Here is a 22733-nt window from a genome sequence, read left to right on the forward strand (position 1 = left end):
GAGAGCGCGTGCTCACTGTCGGTGACAAGTTCCCCGAGTTCGACCTGACTGCTTGTGTCTCGCTGGAGAGCGGCAAGGAGTTCGAGCAGATCAACCACAAGACCTACGAGGGCAAGTGGAAGATCGTCTTCGCGTGGCCGAAGGACTTCACCTTCGTGTGCCCCACCGAGATCGCCGCCTTCGGCAAGCTGAACGACGAGTTCGCCGACCGTGACGCCCAGGTCCTCGGCTTCTCCGGTGACTCCGAGTTCGTGCACCACGCCTGGCGCAAGGACCACCCGGACCTGACCGACCTGCCCTTCCCGATGATGGCCGACTCGAAGCACGAGCTCATGCGTGACCTCGGCATCGAGGGCGAGGACGGCTTCGCCCAGCGCGCCGTCTTCATCGTCGACCAGAACAACGAGATCCAGTTCACGATGGTGACCGCCGGTTCCGTGGGCCGTAACCCCAAGGAGGTCCTGCGGGTCCTGGACGCCCTGCAGACCGACGAGCTGTGCCCCTGCAACTGGACCAAGGGCGAGAACACCCTCGACCCGGTCGCGCTCCTCTCGGGCGAGTGAGCTGACAGCGACATGGCACTCGACGAACTGAAGGCCGCGGTTCCGGACTTCGCCAAGGACCTGAAGCTGAACCTCGGTTCGGTCATCGGGAACAGCGACCTCCCGCAGCAGCAGCTGTGGGGCACCGTCCTCGCCTGTGCGATCGCCTCGCGCTCGCCGAAGGTGCTGCGCGAGCTGGAGCCGGAGGCGAAGGCCAACCTCTCCGCGGAGGCGTACACCGCAGCGAAGTCGGCCGCCGCCATCATGGCGATGAACAACGTCTTCTACCGGACCCGGCACCTGCTGTCGGACCCCGAGTACGGGACGCTCCGTGCGGGCCTGCGGATGAACGTCATCGGCAAGCCCGGCGTGGAGAAGATCGACTTCGAACTGTGGTCGCTCGCCGTCTCCGCGATCAACGGCTGCGGCCAGTGCCTGGACTCCCACGAGCAGGTGCTGCGCAAGGCCGGCGTGGATCGTGAGACCATTCAGGAAGCCGTCAAGATTGCCTCGGTGATCCAGGCGGTCGGCGTGACCCTCGATGCCGAGGCCGTGCTCGCCGAGTAGGACCAGCAGTACCCTTGTACGAGAAGGGCCCCGAGGACGACCGACCGTCCACGGGGCCCTTCTTCTGTTCACTTGGTTTTCGTGCCGCCGCTGTCCTCGGGCGGCGATCCCGGCGCGGGCGTGGGGGCGACGTCGATCGCGGTCGCCCCGCGCGGGGACGGCGCGTGCCGCAGGGCTTCCTCCTGTCCGTACGACCGCAGATAGCCGACCACCGTATTGGTGACCGCGACCAACGGCACCGCGACGACCGCTCCGCCGATGCCGGCGACCATGCCCCCCGTGGCGACCGAGAGGACGACGGCGAGGGGATGCACCCGCACCGCGCGTCCCAGGATGAACGGCTGCAGCACATGGCCCTCGATCTGCTGCACGGCGAGCACCACGAGCAGCACCATGAGCGCGGTGAACACGCCCTCGGTGACCAGCGCGACGACCACCGCGAGCGCTCCGGAGATCACCGCGCCGACCAGCGGGATGAAGGCGAAGAGAAAGATGAAGACGGCGAGCGGCACCGCCATCGGCACCTTGAGGAACCAGATCCCGAGACCGATGAAGATCGCGTCGATCAGCGCCACCAGGACCGTGCCCCGCACGTAGGCGGTCAGGGTCCGCCAGGCGCGCGGCCCGGCGCCCGCGACACCCGGCCGGGCCTGTGCGGGCACCAGCTTCAGCACCCAGTGCCAGATGCGCTTCCCGTCGTACAGGAGGAAGAGCGTCGAGAACATGGCCAGCAGCATCCCGGTGAGGACCTCCACCATCACGGTGACGCCCTGCAGCCCGGCGGAGGTGATCTGTTCGGTGTTGGTGCCGATGGTGTCGCTGAGGTTCTTCGCGACGTCGTTGATCTGCTGCTCGGTGACATGGAAGGGGCTGTCGAGCAGCCAGTTCTTCAGGTCTTCGATACCCGTCCGCACCTTGTCGGAGAGAGTGTCGATGTTGTCCATGACCTGCCAGACCACGAACCAGCCGACCAGCCCGATGATGACGAAGCCCAGGATCGCCGTGACCGCGGTGGCCAGTCCGCGCGGCAGACCGTACCGCCTCAGCCGGGCGACGGTCGGCTGCAGCATCGCGGTGACGAGCAGCGCGGCGACGAAGGCCAGAACCACCAGCTGTACGGCGCTGATGACCTTCATCAGCACATAGAGCGTGCCCGCCAGGACGAGCAGCCGCCAGGACGCCTCGGCCGCGACGCGCATTCCCCAGGGGATCGCCGCGACCGGATCGGGCCGGGCCGCCACGGAGGGGGCGTACGCGGGAGGCGGCGGTACGCGGTCGGCCGCGGCACCACGCCGGCCCGCCTCGGCCGGTACGGCTCCGGCAGGCACGGCAGAGGGTGCGGCAGCGGCGGTCTCCGGCGGCTCGATCGGCGCGGCCTCGCCCCCTTCGCCCTCGACCCCCTCGGCCTCGGCCCTGCGCTGTTCCAGCCGCTCGCCCAGTTCGGTGAGTTCGGCGCCCAGACGGCCGAGCCACCCCGGAAGCTTCGACATGATCGTCCCTTTCCCCCGTTTTCTCTCCCCACCGCTCCCCCGCCGAACCGGCCGGAACGACCGTACACGCGCGAAGCCCCTCACCGTAGGACGGCGAGGGGCTTCGAGAGGTTGAGACCGGAACCTCGGAAGGTTCTAGTACCAGTGGTTGGCCTGCCAGAAGGCCCAGGCACCGCACGGGCTGCCGTACTTGGCGCCGTTCATGTAGCTGAGGCCCCACTTGATCTGCGTGGCCGGGTTGGTCTGCCAGTCGGCTCCGGCGGATACCATCTTCGAGCCCGGCAGCGCCTGGACGAGGCCGTAGGCACCGGAAGACGGGTTGCTCGCCCGGTAGTTCCAGCTCGACTCGACGTTCACGATGTTGCTGAAGCACTGGAACTGGTCGGCGGGAACGATCTGCCGCGCGATCGCCTTGATTTCGGCCACGGTGTACGAGCCCTGCTGCGCGAACGTGGAGGCGCTGCGGATCTCGGAACGGCTGGCGCGCTCGGCCGCGTCCTTCTTGTCCTGGCGCTCCTTCTCCAGCTTGTCCTCGGCCGCCTGCTTCTTCGACTTGGCGTCCTTGGCAGCCTGGATACGGGCCGCTTCCTCCACGGACTTCTTCGCCGACGCGTCGGCCGCGGATGCCTGGGCGTCGGCCTGCTGAGTCAGCGAGGCGGTCTGCACCTGGGCCTGCTGGCCCGCAGGGATGTCGGCGAGAAGCGTCGTGTCGGCTGCGGTCGCCTCGAAGTTGTTGTCGTCGGCAGCGGGAGTGCTGCCCGAGGCAACGCCTACGACGGCGCCGACGGTGGTGACCGCAGTGGCTGACGCCACGGCGAACCCCCGGACCGAGATCCGGCTCACACGGTGTCCTTCCAGCATCGCCCGCTTAGGTGACCTCGCGGACGCAATCGTGCCCCTGGCACTGGCCTCCCTACTGCTTGGGTCACGGGAGGCACGGGCCCGGTGGGCAACTCCCCTGGGGGAGTGCCGCGTGGTGCTCGCGGGCGGCATACGGACGGCGATTGTTGAGTTGTGTGGTGCGTGGCACCTCTGGAGGTGCGGGTGTGCCGTATGCGGGGCCTGACGGAAGCAAGACTCTGCCGGAACGGCACGCCGGTAGGCAATTCTCCGTTGCGTGTGAAAGCTCACACCTCGTTTGGAGCAAGTGTTTTACGCAAATGCCACCGCAGCACAGTGCCGCCCGGCTAAGCTGCTTCGCTCGCCGGGCGGCACCAACTGTCGTATCCCGTATCAGATCTGGCCTTCCTCCAGCATTTCGGTCACCAGCGCGGCGATCCGCGAACGCTCGGAGCGGGTGAGCGTGACATGCGCGAAGAGCGGATGGCCCTTCAGCTTCTCGACCACGGCGACGACTCCGTCGTACCGGCCGACCCTGAGGTTGTCCCGCTGGGCCACGTCATGCGTGAGCACCACCCGGGAATTCGCCCCGATCCGGGACAACACGGTCAGCAGTACGTTCCGTTCGAGGGACTGTGCCTCGTCGACGATCACGAAGGCGTCGTGGAGCGAGCGGCCCCGGATGTGGGTGAGCGGCAGGATCTCCAGCATGCCGCGCCCCAGCACCTCCTCGATCACCTCGCGTCCGGCGACCGCCGAGAGCGTGTCGAAGACGGCCTGCGCCCAGGGACTCATCTTCTCGGCCTCGGTGCCGGGGAGATAGCCCAGTTCCTGCCCGCCGACCGCGTACAACGGGCGGAAGACCATCACCTTCTGGTGCTGCCTGCGCTCCAGGACGGCTTCGAGACCCGCGCAGAGCGCCAGCGCCGACTTGCCGGTACCGGCCCTGCCGCCCAGCGACACGATGCCGACGTCCTGGTCGAGGAGCAGATCGAGCGCGATGCGCTGCTCGGCGCTGCGGCCGTGTATGCCGAAGACCTCCCGGTCGCCACGCACCAGGCGCACATTTCCCTCGGCGGTGACCCGGCCGAGCGCCTTGCCGCGCTCGGACTGGAGGACCAGTCCGGTGTGCACGGGCAGTTCGGCGGCTTCGGGTACGTACAGCGTCTCCTCCCCGTAGAGCAGATCCACCTGCTCGGCGGCGAGGGGCAGTTCCGACATCCCCGTCCAGCCGGAGTCGGTGATGGCGAGTTCGGCGCGGTACTCCTCGGCGAGGAGGCCGACCGAGGACGCCTTGATACGCAGCGGCAGGTCCTTGGAGACGACCGTGACGTCGTACCCCTCGGCCTGGAGGTTGCGCGCGACCGCGAGGATCCGTGAGTCGTTGTCCCCCAACCGGTAGCCGGCGGGCAGCACGCCGGGGTCGGAATGGTTGAGTTCGACGCGCAGCGTCCCGCCCAGATCCCCGAGCGGGATCGGGGCATCCAGCCGGCCGTACCGGGTCCGGAAGTCGTCCAGCAGGCGCAGGGCCTGCCGGGCGAAGTACCCCAGCTCCGGGTGGTGCCGTTTGGCCTCCAGTTCCGTGACCACGACGATCGGGAGCACGACTTCGTGCTCGTCGAACCGGGCCATGGCGTTCGGATCGGCCAGCAGGACGCTGGTGTCGAGAACATAGGTGCGCCTGTCGGACATGCGGCGCTTTGTGCTGGTCACCACGGAAGGACGTACCCCCTCGGACGAGGTTGGGGTGCGACGGCGTCGCGGAGCATCCCAATGGGAGAGGACGAACCGGGCTGCGGCCCCGATGCACGGGCCGAGCGCCGGCCCTCCGCGTCGGCCGCACTGTATGTACGGTCCTTCGTGTGCAAGAGGCCTCCCGGGCGAGCGGACTCCATGCCGCTCACTTGGACACGACGTCCGCCTGGTTTGTGACCGGACATCGACCTGTCAGGGGTATTCCCTCGAACACGCGAAGCCATGCCGCTCTCGGGCGGGCGGTGAGACGGGAGTAGTGGCCCGGGCCTGTGGGTTCGGGCACACCACCCGAATGGCTCTGTCCTCGAACGCCGGACGGGCCGGAAAGCGAAACGGTGCACGGCACCGCTCAAGCCCGTCAGGTGATCGCCGACGGGAACCGGTGCCGCCGGGGACGTGCCCTCTCCGGGGGACGGGATCCCCGTAAAACGGCGGTGTCAGCCGCCGTAGCGGCGGTGGCGGGCTGCGTAGTCGCGCAGGGCCCGCAGGAAGTCGACGCGGCGGAACGCCGGCCAGAAGACCTCACAGAAGTAGTACTCGGAGTGCGCGCTCTGCCAGAGCATGAAACCGGACAGCCGCTGCTCGCCGCTGGTGCGGATCACCAGGTCCGGGTCGGGCTGGCCCCGGGTGTAGAGGTGTTCGGAGATCAGGTCGGTGGAGACGATCTCCGCCAGGTCCTCGAAGGACGTCCCCTTGGCGGAGTGGTCCAGCAGCAGCGAGCGGACCGCGTCCGCGATCTCCTGGCGCCCGCCGTAGCCGACGGCGACATTGACCAGTATCCCGTCGATGCCGGCCGTGGCCTGCTCGGCCTCCTTGAGCACGGTCTGGGTGTGGGCGGGCAGCAGATCGAGCGTGCCGACGTGGTGGACCCGCCAGCGCCCGTCCGCCGCGAGGTCGCGCACGGTGTTCTCGATGATGCCGAGGAGCGGCGTCAGCTCGGATTCGGGCCGGTCGAAGTTGTCCGTGGACAGCAGCCAGAGTGTGACGACTTCCACATCGGTCTCACTGCACCAGCCGAGCAGCTCCTGGATCTTGTCCGCGCCGGCCTGGTGCCCCTGCGCGGCCGTACCGCCGGACGCCTTCGCCCAGCGCCGGTTGCCGTCGAGGATGACGCCGATGTGCTTGGGCACCTGGGTGTGGTCGAGGCGGGCCTCCACCCGGCGCGCGTAGAGCCCGTACACCAGGTCGCGCAAGTTCACTGAGTTCACCTCTCGGTTCTGTGCGGGCCCGCCCGCCCCATTGCCCGGGGTCCGGGGTCGTCCCCCTGGGGATCGCCGCACTACTCCGCAGAGTCCATCGCCCCGCCGTGCCGTGGCAGTCCCCGAAGCCGCCACATTACTGCGCAGGCGGCGCACCGGCCCAACCCGGCCTGTCACAAGTCCGTGATAAGGAGAGAAACGTGACTGATTCTCCCCTCTTCTACCGAGCCGCCGGTTCGCGCTACGACTCCATGGAATACCGCCGCACCGGCCGCAGCGGTCTCAAGCTTCCGGCCATCTCCCTCGGCCTCTGGCACAACTTCGGCGACGACCGCACACTCGACTCCCAGCGGGCGATCCTGCGCCGCGCCTTCGATCTCGGGGTGACCCACTTCGATCTGGCCAACAACTACGGGCCGCCGCCCGGCTCCGCCGAGCTCAATTTCGGCAAGATGTTCCGGCAGGACTTCGCCCCGTACCGGGACGAGCTGATCATCTCCACCAAGGCCGGCTACGACATGCACCCCGGCCCGTACGGCGAGTGGGGCTCCCGTAAGTACCTGCTGTCGTCGCTCGACGCCTCGCTGAAGAGGATGGGGCTCGACTACGTCGACATCTTCTACTCCCACCGCTTCGACCCGGACACTCCGCTGGAGGAGACGATGGGGGCGCTGGCCTCCGCCGTACAGCAGGGCAAGGCGCTGTACGTGGGTGTGTCCTCGTACAACGCGGAGCAGACCGCCGAGGCGGCCCGGCTGCTCAGGGAGATGGGTGTACCGGCACTGATCCACCAGCCGTCCTACTCGATGATCAACCGCTGGATCGAGGACGACGGGCTGCTCGACACCCTGGAGACGGCCGGCATGGGCTGCATCTCCTTCGTGCCGCTCGCCCAGGGCCTGCTCACGAACAAGTACCTGACGGGCATCCCGGAGGGCTCGCGCGCCACCCAGGGCAAGTCCCTGGACCCGGGCCTGCTCTCCGACGAGGTGCTGCGCCGGCTGAACGGGCTGAACGGCATCGCCCAGCGGCGCGGGCAGTCACTCGCCCAGCTGGCACTCGACTGGGTGCTGCGGGACAGCCGTATGACGTCGGCGCTGATCGGCGCTTCGAGCGTGAAGCAGCTGGAGGAGAACGTCGCGGCGCTTGCCGGGGCGCCGCTTTCCGCCGAGGAGTTGAAGGAGATCGACACCTTCGCCGTGGACACCGCGGGCACCAACATCTGGGCCGGACGGAGCTGACCGGGGGCGGCCTTCGCGGAGCCGATAGGCAGTCGGCACGCCGCCGCCACGCGGTGCGCACAGCGGGCCCATAAAAAACGGGCCGGTCCGTGGGGGGGGATACGGACCGGCCCGAGGGGGGGGTTTCCACCATAACCCTTCGTAAGTGATGCTGCGTGCCACGCCACTCCACAATTACTCTCCGAATTCGCCGGACTCCGGTGCGAGCACGGCATCCGGTGGGGTCTCAGTGGCCGCCGACCGGCTTTTCGCAGCCGGTTCCTTCGAGGTAGCGGCCGTGGGCCTCGGCCTTGACGAGCCCGTTGACCATGCCGTCCAGGGCCCCCTCCACACAGATCGGGCCGAGGTCGATGATGAACGTGTTGCGGTGGGGGCCGAAGGTGCCGGTGGAGATGGTCTCGGGGCCGTATCCCAGACCGGCGAGTGCCTCATGGAGCTGGGGCTCGGTGGTCTTGCGGCCCTCCGCGATGCCGGCCAGGCCCGCCTCGACCTTCTTCACTTCGGCAGCACCCTTGGCCCGGTCGTCCGGGGACAGCCCGGCGGTGGACTGGAAGGCGTGGTTCTCCCGATAGTGCGGCGCGCCGTCGCCGGCGCCCGGTTCGACGTAGGGGGAGGCGCCCACGGCCGGAGGGCTGTACCCCGCACCGGGTCCCGCGTCCCCGGCCCGCTCCGTGCCGCAGCCGGCGAGGGCGGGCGTCAGGAGGAGCACCGACGCGGTGGCGAGGACCTTGGCTGTACGTCTCGCAGAGGTCATGGGCCGAATATGGGACAGTCCCTGACCTGATGGGCCGCTAGATTCCGCATCATGACGACACGAACCGCGACCGTGACCTGGACCGGGGCGAACGCGCGCCGGATGGAACGCCAGGGGCTCGCCGCCCCGGTGCACCTCACCCCGGCCGATGCGGTCGGCGCGCTGCCCGCCGCGCACGCCCAGGTGCTGTCGGCCGCCGAGCTCTCCGTCGGGCTGCGGACGACGGGCGCGACCCGCACCGATGTGCGCGAGGCGCTGTGGACCGAGCGCACCCTGGTCAAGACGCACGGGCCGCGCGGCACCATCCATCTGTTGCCGATGACCGAACTGCCCATGTGGACCGGCGCGTTGTCCGCCGTACCGGCCGGACGCAATCCGTTGCCCGCGGATGTCCGGATGCCGCCGGAGCAGACCGAGGCCGTGCTCGCCGCGATCGCGGACGCGCTGACCGGGGCCGAGCTGACCGTCGACGAGCTCTCGGATGCGGTGGTGGAACGTGCCGGGGCATGGGCCGGGGACCGGGTGATGCCCGCGTTCCAGGACATGTGGCCGCGCTGGCGGCAGGTGATGCATCTGGCGGGTCACCGCGGCGCGTTGTGCTTCGCGCCCGGTCGCGGCCGCAAGGTCACCTACACCCGCCCGGACGCCGTCCCGCTCGACGGTCCGGAGGCGCTCGCCCGTCTCGTACGCCGCTATCTGTACGCGTACGGTCCGGCCACGCCCCAGCACTTCGCCAAGTGGCTCGCGGCGCCGCAGCGTTGGGCGGCGGAGCTGTTCACGGGGATGGCCGCGCGCGGGGAGATCGAGGAGGTGGCGTACGAGGGGGAGCCGGCCTGGCTGGTGGCGGGCGACACCGCGTTTCCGGTGGAGCCGGTGCGCGGGGTGCGGCTGCTCCCCTACTTCGACGCGTATCTCATCGCGTCCCAGCCGCGCGAGAAGCTCTTCCCCGGCGTGGCGTACACCCGTGCGCTGGCGGGTGGCCAGGCGGGGAACTTCCCGGTGCTGCTGATCGACGGGACCGTGGCCGGGGTGTGGCACCAGCGCCGGTCGGGCCGGCGGATCGCTGTGACGGTGGAGCCGCTGTCACCGCTCACGGCCGGGCAGTTGCAGGGGCTGGAGGAGCAGGTGGCGCGGGTCGGCGAAGTGCTTGAGGGCAAGCCGGAACTGACGGTCGGAAAGGTGACGGTGGGGGCGCACGCGTAGCGCCTGCCGGCGCGGCTGGTGCGGTGACATCAATGGCTCGCCGGGCCCGTCCGGTCGCCGTCCTGTCCTCAAGCACCGGACGGCCGGAAGTCAGCCCTTTGCCGGTGCGCCCCGGTGGCCGCGGGTGAAGCGGATCGACACGGTGTCACCGCCGATGACCACGAAGCGTCCGCCCTCGCACCGGATGACGGCCTCGTGCACCTCGCCCTTCTCGTCCCTGCGCTCCTCGGTGCAGGTGACGGTCCAGCCGCCGTCGGGCGGCTGCGGCAGGTTCGACACGGCGGCGAACTCCCACTGTCCCGGCGGTACGCACCAGTCGGGCAGCCTCGGCCAGGCACCGGGGCCGACATGCAGAGTCCAGTCGGAGGCGCAGGTCAGGAGCACCGACTGGCCGTCGGCCAGCAGGAATTCAACGGCTTCCGGCTCCCCCATCCGCCCCTCCGGCCGGTAGAAGACGCCGAGCACTCCGACGATCCGTGCGCCTCTGAGCCAGTCGGCGTTCCCCTGCCGCGGGCCACGCGGTGCTTCCCCTTCGTTCCCCACCCTCATGGCCGGTTCCCTCCCATGCGCTCACCGTCCAGGGTCGCATCCTCCGGGCGAAAGCAGGGGGTACGGCCTACTCCGGTTTGCCGTCCTCGGTCTTGCGGGCCTCGATCAGGAATCGGGTGGTGTGGGCCACGAACGGCCCCTCGGCCTCGATCCGGTGGTGCAGCGCGGCCAGTTTCGGCCGGTACTCCTCGACGGTGAAGCCCGGCACCATCCAGATCACTTTCCGCAGGAAGTACACGACGGCGCCGATGTCGAAGAATTCGGTACGCAGCGTCTCCATCCGCAGATCGACGACTTCGAGCCCGGCCGCCTCGGCTTCGGCCCGTGCCTTCTCCGGGTCACGGGCGCCGCGCACCTCGGACGGCTGCGGGCCGAGGAAGTACTCGACGAGTTCGAAGACGCTCGCCGGGCCGACCTGCTGCGAGAAGTACGTGCCCCCGGGGGTCAGCACCCGCGCGATCTCCGCCCACCAGGTGGTCACCGGATGCCGGCTGACCACCAGGTCGAAGGCGTTGTCGCCGAACGGCAGCGGCGGCTCGTCCGCATCGGCGACCACGGCCGCACCGAGCGGGTGCAGGAGTGCGGTGGCGCGGGCGATGTTCGGCGGCCAGGACTCGGTGGCGACGGTGAGCGGCGGCAGCCTCGGCACGGAGGCGAGGACCTCGCCGCCGCCGGTCTGGATGTCGAGCGCGGCCCTGGCCCGTCCCATCCGGTCCGCCATGGCGCGGGCGTAGCCCCAGGAGGGGCGCTGTTCGGTGGCCCGGCCGTCGAGCCAGGAGAAGTCCCAGCCGTCGACGGAGACTGCGGCGGCCTCCGCGACGAGGGCGTCGAACCGTGCGTGTTCCGCTGCTTCTGCGGGTGTTCCGGGCATACGGGAATGGTGTCAGCCGGGCGGTGGCCCGCGCGACCTCAATACAGCGGGGCGTGCGGCCGGCAGCCCGAGCAGCGGTCAGGAAGCCAGTCCGCCGAGCAGTATGCCCAGCAGCGCACCCGTGATCATGAAAGGTCCGAACGGGATGCCGGTCTTGCGCCCGGCCCGCTTCAGGACCATCAGCCCGAACCCGTACACCGCACCGAGCAGAAACCCGGCGAAGCCCCCGGCGAACACCACGGCCCAGCCGTACCAGCCGAGGGCCACGCCCAGCGACAGGGCGAGCTTGACGTCTCCGAAGCCCATTCCGTTCGGGTTGATGAGGAAGAGCAGGAAGTAGAAGGCGCCGAGGGCCGCACCGCCGAGCAGGGCGGACAGCCAGGCTCCGCCGTGCTCCGGGAGGAGCGCCGCAACGCCCAGAAGTACGGCGACCGCCCCCGCGGCGGGCAGGGTCAGCCGGTCGGGCAGGCGGTGGACGCGGCGGTCGATGGTCGCGAGGAGTACGCCGACGGGGGCCAGCAGCAGCCAGACGGCGAGCTCGGGCCGGGGTCCGGTGGCCGCTGCGAGCGCGGCGCAGGCGAGCGCGGTGACGACGGGGACGAGGACCCCGGGGGCGTAGCGCGCCACGGGCTGCCCGGTGTCTTCCTCGCCGCCCCGGTCTCCCGGCTCGGCGCCCGGAGCGGCGGGGACCGGCACCGCCGCCGCGCACATGGCGCACCGGGTGGAGCCGAGCCAGCCGCGGGCGGCACCGGTCAGGGCGTGGCCCGCGGGGCAGGTGTCCCGCCAGGCGTCCTCCGGTTCGACGGAGAACCGGTAGGCGGCGCGCGGGACCAGCAGTCCGGCCGCTGCGCCCCAGAGTGCGGCGAGCACTGTCAGCATGGCGTACACGGAGCCGACCCTAAGCGGGCGCCGGGCACAGGTCATGGGCCCTGGGGCCCACTGCGCACCGTTGTGGACCCAGCGGCCGTCACCGGACGCTACCGTCTTGGCCATGGCTCAATGGCGCAATGGGAATGGGACGTTGACGGTCACCGATCCACAGGGAGGGCAGGAGCCGGAGATACCGCTGCGGATCGCGGCCACCTACCGGACCAGGAGCCGCGGGCTGCTCGGGCAGAACGGGATCGACGGCGCCCTGCTGATCACCCCGTGCGGGAGTGTGCACACCTTCCGGATGCGGTTCACCATCGATGTGGCGTACCTGGACCGGAAGTTCAACGTGGTCGCCGTCCACACGATGAAACCGGGCCGGCTCGGGATGCCGCGGCTGCGGGCCCGTCATGTGATCGAGTCGGAGGCCGGGGCGATGGAGAAGTGGGGACTGCGGCCGGGTGCGCGGGTGCGGATCGTCCAGACCGAGGAGAGCCGGGGCTGAGGCGTGGGCGGCCGGGCTGCCCTCACGTACCGGGCAGCCGGGCCGCTCTCACACGTACGACACCTCGTTCACGCCGTCCAGGTGGGGCGGCCGCCGAGGTAGGTGGCCGAGACGGCGACCTCCTCCTGGAACCGTTCGTAGCGCTCGGCGGGCACGGCGTACGGGTCCTGGGTCAGAACCGCCAGGTCGGCCCGCATCCCGGGGCGCAGCATGCCGATCTCATCCTCCAGGTGCAGTTGCCACGCCGGGTTGGTGGTCACCGCGCGCAGCGCCTCGTCGATGGTCAGGCGCTCGGTGGTGCCGTGGACGCGGCCGCTGGCCGGGGTGCGGCGGGTGAGGGCGGTGGCGACGGAGGCGAGCGGGTCGGTGGGTGAGCACATGCCGTCGTTGTGCAGGGAGACGCGGTGTCCGGCGTCCCAGGCCGAGCGCACGGCCATCCACCGCTCGGCGATCCGAGGGGTGAACAGATCGTCCGCGAGGACGTCGCCCCACCAGCGGATGTGGTCCATGAAGAGGCTGACGGTGGCGCCCATGGCGGCGGCGCGGCGGTACTGGTCGGGGGTGACCGCGCCGCAGTGCTCCATGCGCGGACGCATGGCCCGCAGCCGCTCCGGGTCGCCGGCGCCTGCCTCGGCGTATGCGTCGAGCACGGCGTCGAAGGTGACGTCGCCGTGGACGTGGCAGGCCATCGGGTAGCCCTGGGCGGTGAACGCGGCGGCCAGTTCGGCGAGTTGATCGGGGCTGTAGTTCATGGGTGCGTGGGCGCAGGGGTCCAGGCCGATGCGGCGGGTGGCTTCGTTGTCCTGGAACGGGAAGCTGGTGGCGATGGTGCCCTGCCATGCGGTGCCCTCGGCCCACAGTTTCATGCCGGAGATGCCGAACAGCTCGGCGGCCGGGGCATGTCCGGAAAAGCGCCGTTCGGGGTCGGCGGCCAGTTCGGGGGTGCCGATGAGATACGAGCGGACGCGCAGGGCCGCCCGGGGGTGTGCGGCGGCGGCCCGCAGAGCGGCGAGCAGGCCCGGCTCGGTCGCCAGGTCGGCGGCGGTGGTGATGCCGACCCGGGCGTGCTCGGCGTACGACCATTCCAGTGCGGCGGCGAGCTTCGCGGGCTGGAGCCGGTCGCCTGCCACGACCCACATGAACGCCTCGACGGCGGCGCCCTCCTGGGCCTCACCGGTGGGTTCGCCGTCGGCGTCGCGGACGAAGCGGGCCCCGGCCGGGTCGGGGGTGTCCCGGGTGATCCGCGCGGCGCGCAGGGCGGCGGTGTTTGCGTACGCGGCGTGACCGCTGGCGGTGAACACCACGAGCGGGGCGTCCGGGCACAGCTCGTCGAGCAACTCCCGGGTGGGGAGCGGAAGGTCGCGCTGGAGCAGCAGATCGATCCCGTACACGGCCACGGGCTCGCCGGGCGCCGCGGCCACGGCCTCCCGTATCCGGGCGTGGACGGCCTCGCCGGTCGGCACGGTGAACGGGCGCACGTCCACCGCGGGCGGGGCGATGGCCAGGGCCATCGTCGTCGGGTGGCCGTGGGCCTCGACGAATCCCGGCATGAGCGCCTGCCCCGCCAGGTCCACGACCTGGGTGCCGGGGCCGCGCAGGGCCAGTACCTCGTCCCTGCCGCCGACAGCGGTGATCACGCCCGCCCGTGCGGCGAGGGCCTCGGCCCGGGGGTGTTCGGGGTCCATGGTGAGGACCGGACCGCCGACGAAGATCAGTTCGGGGTCTTGCTTCATGGTTCTCTCCTCCGTCGTTCTGTCGTGCGCGGCGGCTATCGGGTGGTGTCGGCGCCGGCCGTCAGCCACTGCGCGGCAGCCGCCAGCAGCGATGTCACGCCGACTTCGACGGTCGGGTCGATGGCCGGTGCGAACAGCGGTGAGTGGTTGCCGGGGATCTCGGGCGGAATTCCGTTCTCCAGCAGGGCGTCGGGGTCGATGTCCTTGAACGCGGCCAGGTCGGCGCCGCCGAAGTACCAGAAGACCGAGGGCACTTGGAGCGCGGTGCCGAAGACGCCGAAGTCCTCGCTGCCGGTGAGTGTGTGGGGCAGGGTGAAGACACGCCCCTCTCCCAGGGCCCGGATGAGCGCGGCCTGGACGGTGGCGGTGGCCTCGTGGTCGTTGACGGTCACCGGGAAGGCGTTGAAGTCCGTGATCTCGGGTTCCTTCGGGGCGCCGGAGGCGGCGGCCTCGGCGCGGACGATCCGCTTGACGGCCTCCAGGACCCGTTCCCGTACGGCGGGAGTCGTGCTGCGGATGTTGATCCTGAGGTCGGCGGTGTCCGGGATGATGTTCTCCTTGGTGCCGCTGTGGATCGATCCCACGGTCACCACCGCCTGCTGCGCCGCCCCCACTTCACGGGAGACCACCGTCTGCAGCCGCATCACGATCGCGGCGGCCATCACGACGGGATCCACGGTCGCCTCGGGCGTCGACCCGTGCCCGCCCCGCCCGAACAGCCGCACCCGCAGACTGTCGGACGCGGCCATCACCGGACCGGGCCGGGTGGCGACGAAACCCGCGGGGACGGGCCCCACATGCTGGCCGAGGCAGACCTCGGCGTGCGGGAAGCGCTCCAGGAAGCCGTCGTCGATCATGGCCGGGGCCCCGCCGATCTCCTCGGCGGGCTGGAACACCGCGACGACGGTGCCGCGCCAGGCCTGCCGGTTGGCGGCCAGCAGTGCGGTGGCGCCGAGCAGACAGGTGACATGCATGTCGTGGCCGCAGGCGTGCATCACCGGGACCTCGTTGCCCTCCGCGTCCACCCCGGTCCTCGTGGAGGCGTACGGAAGTCCGGTCTCCTCCTTCACGGGCAGCGCGTCCATGTCGGCGCGGAGCAGTACCACCGGGCCGTCGCCCGCGGTGAGGACACCGACGACGCCGGTTGTGCCCACCCCCTCGGTGACGTCCCAGCCCTGCTCCCGCAGCCGGGCCGCGACGATTCCCGCCGTACGGAACTCCTGGAACGAGAGCTCCGGGTTGGCGTGCAGATCCTTGTACAGGTCGCGCAGGCCGGGCAGTTCGCCGTTGAGTCCGGACAGCAGCGAGGTGACCGAGGCAGTCATGAGTGCTCCATTGCGAGAGGGGTACGGCGTGCGGAGGAAGCGAGGAAGGACGTGGTGTCCTGAGGGGTGGCGACGGCCATGACCGCGGCGATGACCGCGCCCAGCACGAGGAAGGCGAAGGCGACCTGGAAGGAGAAGGCGTCGGCGAGCACACCCATGACGGGCGGGGCGATCATGCCGGCGACCTGTCCCCCGAAGACGATCACCGCGCTGCCCACTCCGGCTTGTTCGGGAGCGAGGCTGCGCAGGGGCACCGCGAAGATCGGCATGTAGCAGAGGGAGGCGGCGAAGATGGCGAGCGTCCCGAAGACGATGAAGCCCACGATTGAGGCCGAGAAAGCCATCAGGAGCAGCGCGAGCGCGGCCACCGTCATCCCGGGCACGATCACCTTCCGGTGGTGGCCCTCGAACCGGTCTGCCAGACGGCCGCCGACGATCGTGGCCGCGGCTGCCCCCAGTGCCGGAATCGCGACGAGGGCTCCGGCGGAGGTCAGAGAGATACCGCGCTCTTCGCTGAGATAGGACGGAACCCAGGTGTTGAGGCCCCACACGATGACGCAGTAGCCGAACATCATCAGCGCGAAGCGCCAGAGCACGCCCATGCGCAGCAGGTCACGGACGCCCCGGCGATCTTGCGCCCCGGCGTCCGGCTCCGCACGGGGCAGCGGATCCGGCAGCCGCATCCGTATCGCCACCAGGACGAAGACACCGAGCGCCGCCGTCGAGAAGAAGGCGGACCGCCAGCCGAAGACGCCGATCAGCGGTGCGACGGCGAGCGGTGTCACCACCGCGGCGAGGGCGTTCGAGCTCATGATCAGCCCGTTGGCACCCATCCGTTCCTCGGGCGTGGTCCGCTCGACCAGCACCTTCGTCCCGGCGGGCGGAAAGATGCCTTCGGCGGCTCCGAAGGCGAAGCGCAGCACCAGCAGAGCGGCGAATGACCATGCGAAGCCGGTCAGTGCCGTGAACAGGGACCAGGCCAGCAGAGCCCAGCAGGTGACCCGCTTGCCGCCGAAGCGGTCGGCGAGCATGCCGCCGGGGATCTGGCAGGCAGCGTAGGCGAGGAAGAAGGCGGAGACGATCAGGCCCTGCTGTCCCCGGTCGAGGTCGAAGTCCTCACCGATGGACGGCAGTACGAGGTTGATCACGAGCCGGTCGGTGTAGTCGACCAGCCAGGCGGCGAACAGCAGCACCACCGTGGTCCTGACCGTGCGGTTCGCGGCCTCGGGGCGCGGGATTCGCGGGCGCAGAGCAGGCACGGCACTCCTCTCTCCAGTGGCCGATACTGGCTGTCGGCCGGGAAGTGCCCTTACGATCCGGCCTGTGCGCGAGGGAGGACCGAAAATGCAGGAAAGCGTCGTCGGCTCACCGGATGCGCCGGATTCCGACACACGGTTCTCCGAACTGGATCTCGCCCTCGTCGACGCGCTCCAGGCCGCGCCCCGTGCACCGTGGACCCGCATCGGCCGGGCGCTCGGCGTGGACGCGACGACCGCGGCCCGCCGCTGGGAGCGTCTGCGCGCCAACCGCCTGGCGTGGATCACCGCCTACGACGCACCGAAATCGGCCACGGTCGCCTATGTCGAGGTGCGTTGCCGGCCCAGCTCCCTCGAAGCGGTCAGTGCCGCCCTGGCCGAACTGCCCTGGGTCTTCAGCATCGACGAGACCGCCGGGGACTTCGATCTCTTCCTGTCCGTCGCCGCCCCCGACCTTCCCACGCTCGGCCAGTCGGTCCACCGCACCATCGGCGGCCTGCCGGGGCTGCGCTCCACCCGTACCCGGCTCGGGATCACGCTCTACGGCGAAGGCGGCGACTGGCGGATCCGGGCGATGGACCCGGCGGGGCGTGCCACGCTCCCGGCTCCGCGTGCCACGCGGCAGGCCACGTACAGCACGGACATGCGCGAGAGGCCGTCCCCGCAGGACCGGGCGTTGATGACCGCCCTCGGCGCCAACGGGCGGCTCGGCTACACCGAGCTCGGCGCCGCGACGGGGATGAGCGAGCACACCGCCCGGCGCCGGCTCCAGCGCCTGATCCACCACGGCGACGTCAATTTCCGCTGCGACATCGCCCACCCCCTCGCCGGTCTGTCGACCATGGTGATCTACCGGGCCGCCGTCCCGCACGCCCACCTCGAACACACCGGAAACACGCTGGCCCGCATGGAGCAGGTCCGTATGTGCGTCTCCGTAAGCGGACCGCACAACCTCCTGGTCATCGTCTGGCTCCATGGCCTGAACGCCATCGGCCCGTTCGAGATGCTGCTGGCGGAACGCTTCCCGACGCTGGAGGTCAAGGACCGCACGGTGGCGCTGCATTCCCCCAAGCGCATGGGCTGGCTCCTGGACACCCAGGGCCGCGCGACGCGTCGCGTCCCGCTGGACCCGCCCCGGCCCTGACCGGGTTCACGCACATGCTCGCGCTCACGGCGGGCCGGAGCCGAGCAGCGTCCACGCCCCGTAGGCCGCCGACGCCACCGCGAGCACGGCGACGAACGTCACCGTGCGGGCTGTGGTGCGCAGCCGCAGCAGCGCGACGGCGGGCGGGAGGAGCAGCGGGAACGCGGGCATCATCAGCCGCGGCCTGGACCCGAAGTACCCGGAGCCGATCAGCGCGATGACGACGACGGCGATGCAGTAGGCGAGTACGGGGAGCGGCTGGCGCTGCCGTACGCACAGGAACACCACCCATCCCAGGCCCACCAGCGCCGCGCACAGCCCGAGCGCGCCGGGCAGTGGCAGCCCGAGGATGAACGAGGCGAGCGCCACGCCTCCGTCGATGCTGTTGCCCCACTGTGCCTGGACGTCGAAGTACGCGAACGGGCCGCCCTCCCGTACGGCGACGAACACCACGTACGCGAGCCAGCCCAGCGGCGCGAGTGCGGTACCGGTCAGCATCCGTGCGTTGCGGCGGACGATGCCGTCCGTCCGGCCGGCCCGGTACTCCCGTACGAGCGTGACCGCGGCGGTGATCGCGAGGGCGGCGATGAGCGCAGCCGCGGAGGGCCTGGTCAGCCCGGCGAGTACGCACAGTGCGCCGGCCACGATCCAGCGCCGGGTCAGTACGGCGTACAGCGCCCAGGCGGCGAACGCGGTGAACAGTGTTTCGGTGTACGCCATGGACTGGACGAACGCCGTCGGGTACACGCCCCACAGCGCGGCCAGCACCACGCCTGCCCGACGCCCGTGCAGATGCGCCCCGACGGCGTAGATCCCCCAGGCGGCGAAGAGCGCGGCGACCCAGGCGACCAGCAGTCCGGCACCCGCGAGGGAGAGCGGGGTCAGCTCGGCGATGCCGCGTTCCAGAGCGGGCAGCAGGGGAAAGAAGGCCAGGTCGGAGTGGATGCCGCCGTTCGGGAGGGTGACGGTGTGGCCGTAGCCGTTCTCGGCGATCCGCTGGTACCAGACGGAGTCCCAGCGCTCGCCGAGGAGGTGGAAGGCGCTCTTGTCGGCGTTGGACGCGGCGGCGGCGAGGACGACGAGACCGATCAGACGCACGGCCGCGTACGCCCCGAGGGCCGGTGCCGCCGCCGCGAGGGCCGTGGCGAGGCGGCCTCGGACGGGGGGATGCGGCGGTTGCGGCTGCGTTCGGCGGCTGCGCTGCCGCACGAGCTGCTGTGCGGGGGCGGTGGCCTGAGCGGCCGGATCGTCGTCGGGCATGCTGCCGATTATCTCCGCAGCGGGTGGGCCCACCCGCCACGGGCCGGGCAGCGGCGCCCGGCTACGGGCGGAGCTTGGTGCGGGAGAGCGGCAGGGCGGGGGCGATCGACCAGAGGACCTCGGCCTCGTCCTCGCCGGGGTTGTCCCAGGCGTGCGCGGCGCGGGCCGAGAAGGTCGTCGAGTCACCAGCCTCCAGGAACCTGGGCTCGCCGTCCACGCTGAGGCGCAGCGTGCCGCGGACCAGATAGGCGAAGACGGTCTCGGCCTCCAGGCTGTACGCGCCGCCCGAGCCGCCGCCGGGCCGCAGGATCGTCCGCATGACCTGGACGTGCCGTTCCTCGGCCGGCGTGAGCAGGAACTCCTCGATGCCGTGCCCGCCCATCTCCAGCTTGGCGCCCAGGCCGCCCTTCACGACGTCCTGGTCCGGATAGTCGAAGAGCGCGGCGATGCCGGTGCCCAGCGCCTCGCAGATACGGATCAGGGTCGGGACGGAGACCGAGGTCTTGCCGCGCTCGGCGAGGCTGACGAACCCCTTGGTCACGCCTGCGGAATCGGCGACCTGAGCGAGCGTCAGCCCCTGTGCCAGGCGGAGCTCACGCAGCCGCGGACCGATCGTGGACATGTGACTGTCAGGGGCTTCGGGCATGGCGGACACGCTACCTGTCGAGGAAGTCACGGGGAGTGGCCGGGGAGAAATGCAGGTCACAAGGGTCTTTACCCATCGAGTTTAGTGCTGTAAAACATTGACGAAAGTTTAATGGCGCTAAACAAGGCGCCGGGCGGGGCACCGGACAAGGCCTCCTGGTGAGCTGCCGTGCCGCCCCTCCCCCTCCCTGCCCGTCCCGCACCACCCGAGGAGTAAGCCGATGAGCTCCCCGTCCTACCGAGCGAGCACCGCACGCACCGTGCGCGGCGTCGTCTTCCGCTCCCCGGGGCAGAAGGTGACCGTCACCGACGTCACCCTGGCCCCGCCCGGCCCCGGAGAGGTCGAGGTCGCCGTCGCGGCGGCCGGTGTCTGCCACTCCGACCTGCATGTCATCCGCGGCGAGTGGGACCACCCCACCCCGGTCGTGATGGGACACGAGGGCTCGGGCGTGGTCACCGCGCTCGGCGAGGGCGTCACCGGCCTCGAACCCGGCGACCATGTCGTCCTGTCCTGGGTCCCCTCCTGCGGCACCTGCCGATTCTGTCTCTCCGGGCGCCCGGCCGCGTGCAGCCTGGTCGCCGAGGTCGTGGCGCCCGGCGGGGTGCTGTACGACGGCACCAGCCGGCTCTCGGTCGACGGCGAGCGGGCCCACCACTACCTGGGCGTCTCCTCGTTCGCCGAGCGCGTCGTGGTCCCGGCCTCCGGCGCGATCAAGGTGCGCAAGGACGCACCCCTCGATGTGATCGCCCTGGTCGGCTGTGCCATCGCCACCGGTGTCGGCGCGGTCCGCAACACCGCGGGGGTCGAGGCCGGGGCCACCGTCGCAGTCATCGGCTGCGGCGGTGTGGGCCTGTCCTGTGTGCAGGGCGCCCGGCTGGCCGGGGCTGGCCGCATCGTCGCCGTCGACGTCGTCCCCGAGAAGCTGGAGCTGGCCCGCCGGCTCGGTGCGACGGACGCGGTCGACGCGCGTGACGGCGATGTCGTCGAGGCGCTGCGGGCCCTGGTCCCGGAGGGCCTCGACTACGTGTTCGACGCCATCGGCAAGATCGAGACCACCGAGCAGTCCATCGCGGCGCTCGGCCAGGGCGGCGCCGCCGTCATCGTCGGCCTGCCGCCGACCGGCCGCACCGCGCGCTTCGACCCGCTCGCACTCGCCGAGGCCGACCAGCGCATTCTCGGCTCCAACTACGGCTCGGTCGACGCCGCTCGCGACATCCCGGATCTGGTGGACCTCGTGGTGTCGGGTGAACTCGACGTGGAATCGATGATCTCGGCACGGCGCCCGCTGGACGAGGCGGGCGACGCACTGGCCGACCTCGCCGCCGGGCACGCCCTGCGTCAGCTGCTGATGATGGAGGACCGGACATGAGCACCGCCGGAAAGCAGGCCGCGCCCGGAAAGCCTGCCGACGGGCTGGCCCACCGCTCCGTCTCCACGTTCGAGGTCGGCGCGCAGAGCGTCGCGAATGTCGCGCCCAGCGCCGTCATCGCGTTCGCCCCCGCCAGCATGGCGGCGTCCGCGGGCAACGGCGCCTGGTTCTCGTTCTTCCTGGCCATGGCCGCCGTCCTCGCCATCGCGTACTGCATCTGCGTCTTCGCCCGCAGGCGCGCCGGGGTCGGTTCGCTGTACGCCTTCTCCCGGCTCTCGCTCGGGGCGCCCGGCTCCTTCGTGACCGGCTGGGCCCTGCTCATCGGCGCGGTGTGCATCGGTTCGGGTTCACTCGCGGGCGCCGGTTACTACACGGCGCGCGCCCTCGACCAGATCGGCATCGGGCTCTTCACCGGTATCCCCGGCCAGATCCTGCTCGATGTGCTGCTGGCCGCCGTCGCGATCCGGCTGACGATCGCCAGTGTGCGGACGGCGGCACGTGTCGCCTCCGTACTGGAGGTCGTGTCGATCGTCCTCATCGTCGTCGTACTGGTTCCCGCCTTCTTCAAGAGCGGGAACATCATCGACACCGACCAGCTGAGCCTCAGCGGCTCGACCCTCGACGGTGTCGTCTTCGCCGTGGTGCTGGGCGTTCTCGGCTTCGTCGGTTTCGAGGGCGCCGCATCGCTCGGGGCCGAGGCCACCGACCCGTACAAGGCGATTCCCCGCTCGGTGATGGGCAGTGCGGTGCTGGCCGGGGTGCTCTACATGTTCGCGACGTACGCACAGGTCGCCGGGTTCGGTGGGGCGGACGCACTGGCGAAGAGCTCCGACCCGATGGACGAACTGGCGGAGCTGTCGGGCCTCGGCTTCCTGAAGTTCTTCCTGCACGCGGGCTTCGCGGCGTCGTTCGTGGCCGTGGTGATGGCCTGCATCACCGTCGCCGCCCGCCTGCTGTTCGGGATGGCCAAGGAGGGTGTGATGCCGGCCCGGCTCGGTGTCGCCCACCCCCGTCACCGGACCCCTTCCGTGGCGATCTGGGCCGTCGCCCCGTTCGTCGCCCTCCCCGCGGTGCTCGTGGTCGGCGCCGGGACCGAGCCGCTGGATGCGACGTCGTACATCGACACCATCGGCGTCTTCGGCTACATGCTGAGCTACACCCTGGTGTGTCTGGCCGCGCCGTTGTTCGTGCGCCGGATCGGGGCCCGCGGCCTGATCGTCACCTGGTGCCTGGGGCTGATCGGTGCAGCCGCGATGATCTACGTCTTCTACCGCAACCTGTGGCCCGTCCCGGCCTGGCCGCTGAACGTGCTGCCGTACGTGTTCGTGGGCGCGCTGGTCGTCGGTGTCGTCGGCTTCGCCGTGCTGCGGGTCCGGAAGCCGGAAGTCGCCGAACGCGCGGGAACGTTCGCGGACGATCTGGACTGATCCCGGACCACCTCTCCCCGATGCCCGGCTGCCCGCACCCCGCGGGGAGCCGGGCATCGCTCGTTGGGCCCGACTTTGGGGCCAAGGGCCCAGGTCACCCGGCCCGTACGCCCGTACGCTCACGCCCACACCCGAATGCAGAACTGCGGGCACAGGCATGGCAAGTGGGCGTCGGAGAGGAAAGAAC

General features: G+C 70.6%; 21 protein-coding genes. 8 read left to right on the forward strand and 13 right to left on the reverse strand.

Translation table 11 applies throughout. From position 1 onward, the window contains the following. The first annotated feature begins 8 nt into the window (after positions 1–8). Positions 9–563 (forward strand): peroxiredoxin, encoded by a 555-nt coding sequence (locus OG609_RS14510; RefSeq protein ID WP_150487917.1) that lies wholly within the window; start codon positions 9–11, stop codon positions 561–563. 12 nt (positions 564–575) lie between these two features. Further along, positions 576–1109: an alkyl hydroperoxide reductase gene (locus OG609_RS14515; RefSeq protein ID WP_327273199.1), complete on the forward strand. Its 534-nt coding sequence runs from the start codon at positions 576–578 to the stop codon at positions 1107–1109. Between the two features lie 68 nt (positions 1110–1177). On the opposite strand, the gene OG609_RS14520 is transcribed toward OG609_RS14515, so the two are convergent. From OG609_RS14520 to OG609_RS14535, 4 genes are all read right to left on the reverse strand, one after another. Continuing rightward, positions 1178–2599: an AI-2E family transporter gene (locus OG609_RS14520; RefSeq protein ID WP_327273200.1), complete on the reverse strand. Its 1422-nt coding sequence runs from the start codon at positions 2597–2599 to the stop codon at positions 1178–1180. Positions 2600–2734: 135 nt separating this feature from the next. After that, positions 2735–3442 (reverse strand): transglycosylase SLT domain-containing protein, encoded by a 708-nt coding sequence (locus tag OG609_RS14525; RefSeq protein ID WP_327273201.1) that lies wholly within the window; start codon positions 3440–3442, stop codon positions 2735–2737. Positions 3443–3832: 390 nt separating this feature from the next. Further along, positions 3833–5155: a PhoH family protein gene (locus tag OG609_RS14530; protein WP_327273202.1), complete on the reverse strand. Its 1323-nt coding sequence runs from the start codon at positions 5153–5155 to the stop codon at positions 3833–3835. Positions 5156–5631: 476 nt separating this feature from the next. Next, positions 5632–6393, reverse strand: coding sequence for an isoprenyl transferase (locus tag OG609_RS14535; RefSeq protein ID WP_327273203.1), 762 nt, complete (start codon positions 6391–6393; stop codon positions 5632–5634). Positions 6394–6593: 200 nt separating this feature from the next. Here OG609_RS14535 and mgrA point away from each other — a divergent pair, with 200 nt between their 5' ends. Then, positions 6594–7634 carry an L-glyceraldehyde 3-phosphate reductase gene (gene mgrA / locus OG609_RS14540; RefSeq protein ID WP_327273204.1) on the forward strand — a complete coding sequence of 347 codons (1041 nt, stop codon included), beginning with the start codon at positions 6594–6596 and terminating at the stop codon, positions 7632–7634. A 226-nt stretch (positions 7635–7860) separates the two neighbouring features. Here the strand turns inward: mgrA and OG609_RS14545 are convergent, their stop codons facing one another. After that, positions 7861–8388: a hypothetical protein gene (locus OG609_RS14545; protein ID WP_327273205.1), complete on the reverse strand. Its 528-nt coding sequence runs from the start codon at positions 8386–8388 to the stop codon at positions 7861–7863. A gap of 51 nt (positions 8389–8439) precedes the next feature. Between OG609_RS14545 and OG609_RS14550 the strand changes: the two genes are divergently transcribed. Continuing rightward, positions 8440–9591, forward strand: a complete 1152-nt coding sequence (locus OG609_RS14550; protein ID WP_327273206.1) for a winged helix DNA-binding domain-containing protein — start codon at positions 8440–8442, stop codon at positions 9589–9591. 90 nt (positions 9592–9681) lie between these two features. On the opposite strand, the gene OG609_RS14555 is transcribed toward OG609_RS14550, so the two are convergent. The 3 genes from OG609_RS14555 to OG609_RS14565 form a co-directional block, all read right to left on the reverse strand. Next, positions 9682–10140: a hypothetical protein gene (locus OG609_RS14555; protein ID WP_327273207.1), complete on the reverse strand. Its 459-nt coding sequence runs from the start codon at positions 10138–10140 to the stop codon at positions 9682–9684. A gap of 67 nt (positions 10141–10207) precedes the next feature. Next, on the reverse strand, positions 10208–11011 hold the full coding sequence (locus OG609_RS14560; protein WP_327273208.1) for a class I SAM-dependent methyltransferase: 804 nt from the start codon (positions 11009–11011) through the stop codon (positions 10208–10210). Positions 11012–11089: 78 nt separating this feature from the next. After that, complete coding sequence (locus OG609_RS14565) at positions 11090–11890, reverse strand: prepilin peptidase (protein WP_327278049.1); 801 nt, start codon at positions 11888–11890, stop codon at positions 11090–11092. Between the two features lie 112 nt (positions 11891–12002). Here OG609_RS14565 and OG609_RS14570 point away from each other — a divergent pair, with 112 nt between their 5' ends. After that, positions 12003–12386, forward strand: a complete 384-nt coding sequence (locus OG609_RS14570; protein ID WP_327273209.1) for a DUF192 domain-containing protein — start codon at positions 12003–12005, stop codon at positions 12384–12386. A gap of 68 nt (positions 12387–12454) precedes the next feature. Here OG609_RS14570 and OG609_RS14575 read toward each other — a convergent pair whose 3' ends face one another. From OG609_RS14575 to OG609_RS14585, 3 genes are read right to left on the reverse strand one after another with little or no spacing between them, the layout of a single operon-like run. Further along, positions 12455–14119, reverse strand: coding sequence for an amidohydrolase (locus tag OG609_RS14575; protein ID WP_327273210.1), 1665 nt, complete (start codon positions 14117–14119; stop codon positions 12455–12457). A gap of 35 nt (positions 14120–14154) precedes the next feature. Next, complete coding sequence (locus OG609_RS14580; protein ID WP_327273211.1) at positions 14155–15444, reverse strand: amidohydrolase; 1290 nt, start codon at positions 15442–15444, stop codon at positions 14155–14157. Beyond that, positions 15441–16703: an MFS transporter gene (locus OG609_RS14585; protein ID WP_327273212.1), complete on the reverse strand. Its 1263-nt coding sequence runs from the start codon at positions 16701–16703 to the stop codon at positions 15441–15443. Before OG609_RS14585 ends, OG609_RS14580 begins: the two co-directional genes overlap by 4 nt. Positions 16704–16788: 85 nt before the next feature. On the opposite strand from OG609_RS14585, the gene OG609_RS14590 reads away from it, so the two are divergent. Then, on the forward strand, positions 16789–17844 hold the full coding sequence (locus tag OG609_RS14590; protein ID WP_327273213.1) for an Lrp/AsnC family transcriptional regulator: 1056 nt from the start codon (positions 16789–16791) through the stop codon (positions 17842–17844). Positions 17845–17868: 24 nt separating this feature from the next. On the opposite strand, the gene OG609_RS14595 is transcribed toward OG609_RS14590, so the two are convergent. Together OG609_RS14595 and OG609_RS14600 are read right to left on the reverse strand one after the other, a co-directional pair. Then, the gene (locus OG609_RS14595; RefSeq protein ID WP_327273214.1) at positions 17869–19104 is read right to left on the reverse strand and encodes a hypothetical protein; all 1236 of its coding nucleotides are present in this window, start codon (positions 19102–19104) and stop codon (positions 17869–17871) included. Positions 19105–19165: 61 nt separating this feature from the next. Further along, on the reverse strand, positions 19166–19750 hold the full coding sequence (locus OG609_RS14600) for a helix-turn-helix domain-containing protein (RefSeq protein ID WP_327273215.1): 585 nt from the start codon (positions 19748–19750) through the stop codon (positions 19166–19168). A 220-nt stretch (positions 19751–19970) separates the two neighbouring features. Here OG609_RS14600 and OG609_RS14605 point away from each other — a divergent pair, with 220 nt between their 5' ends. Then, the gene (locus OG609_RS14605) at positions 19971–21119 is read left to right on the forward strand and encodes a Zn-dependent alcohol dehydrogenase (protein WP_327273216.1); all 1149 of its coding nucleotides are present in this window, start codon (positions 19971–19973) and stop codon (positions 21117–21119) included. Further along, complete coding sequence (locus OG609_RS14610; RefSeq protein ID WP_327273217.1) at positions 21116–22546, forward strand: APC family permease; 1431 nt, start codon at positions 21116–21118, stop codon at positions 22544–22546. The genes OG609_RS14605 and OG609_RS14610 overlap by 4 nt, the downstream gene beginning before the upstream one ends. Positions 22547–22733 lie beyond the last annotated feature (187 nt).

It is taken from the genome of Streptomyces sp. NBC_01224 (assembly GCF_036002945.1).
Classification (GTDB): Bacteria; Actinomycetota; Actinomycetes; order Streptomycetales; family Streptomycetaceae; genus Streptomyces.

Coding starts and splice junctions, on each gene's coding strand:
- OG609_RS14580 (WP_327273211.1), bottom strand. CDS start 15,444: ATGACTGCCTCGGTCACCTCGCTGCTGTCCGGACTCAACGGCGAACTG.
- OG609_RS14610 (WP_327273217.1), top strand. CDS start 21,116: ATGAGCACCGCCGGAAAGCAGGCCGCGCCCGGAAAGCCTGCCGACGGG.
- OG609_RS14515 (WP_327273199.1), top strand. CDS start 576: ATGGCACTCGACGAACTGAAGGCCGCGGTTCCGGACTTCGCCAAGGAC.
- OG609_RS14600 (WP_327273215.1), bottom strand. CDS start 19,750: ATGCCCGAAGCCCCTGACAGTCACATGTCCACGATCGGTCCGCGGCTG.
- OG609_RS14550 (WP_327273206.1), top strand. CDS start 8,440: ATGACGACACGAACCGCGACCGTGACCTGGACCGGGGCGAACGCGCGC.
- OG609_RS14575 (WP_327273210.1), bottom strand. CDS start 14,119: ATGAAGCAAGACCCCGAACTGATCTTCGTCGGCGGTCCGGTCCTCACC.
- OG609_RS14605 (WP_327273216.1), top strand. CDS start 19,971: ATGAGCTCCCCGTCCTACCGAGCGAGCACCGCACGCACCGTGCGCGGC.
- OG609_RS14595 (WP_327273214.1), bottom strand. CDS start 19,104: ATGCCCGACGACGATCCGGCCGCTCAGGCCACCGCCCCCGCACAGCAG.
- OG609_RS14545 (WP_327273205.1), bottom strand. CDS start 8,388: ATGACCTCTGCGAGACGTACAGCCAAGGTCCTCGCCACCGCGTCGGTG.
- OG609_RS14565 (WP_327278049.1), bottom strand. CDS start 11,890: ATGCTGACAGTGCTCGCCGCACTCTGGGGCGCAGCGGCCGGACTGCTG.
- OG609_RS14570 (WP_327273209.1), top strand. CDS start 12,003: ATGGCTCAATGGCGCAATGGGAATGGGACGTTGACGGTCACCGATCCA.
- OG609_RS14590 (WP_327273213.1), top strand. CDS start 16,789: ATGCAGGAAAGCGTCGTCGGCTCACCGGATGCGCCGGATTCCGACACA.
- OG609_RS14555 (WP_327273207.1), bottom strand. CDS start 10,140: ATGAGGGTGGGGAACGAAGGGGAAGCACCGCGTGGCCCGCGGCAGGGG.
- OG609_RS14560 (WP_327273208.1), bottom strand. CDS start 11,011: ATGCCCGGAACACCCGCAGAAGCAGCGGAACACGCACGGTTCGACGCC.
- OG609_RS14520 (WP_327273200.1), bottom strand. CDS start 2,599: ATGTCGAAGCTTCCGGGGTGGCTCGGCCGTCTGGGCGCCGAACTCACC.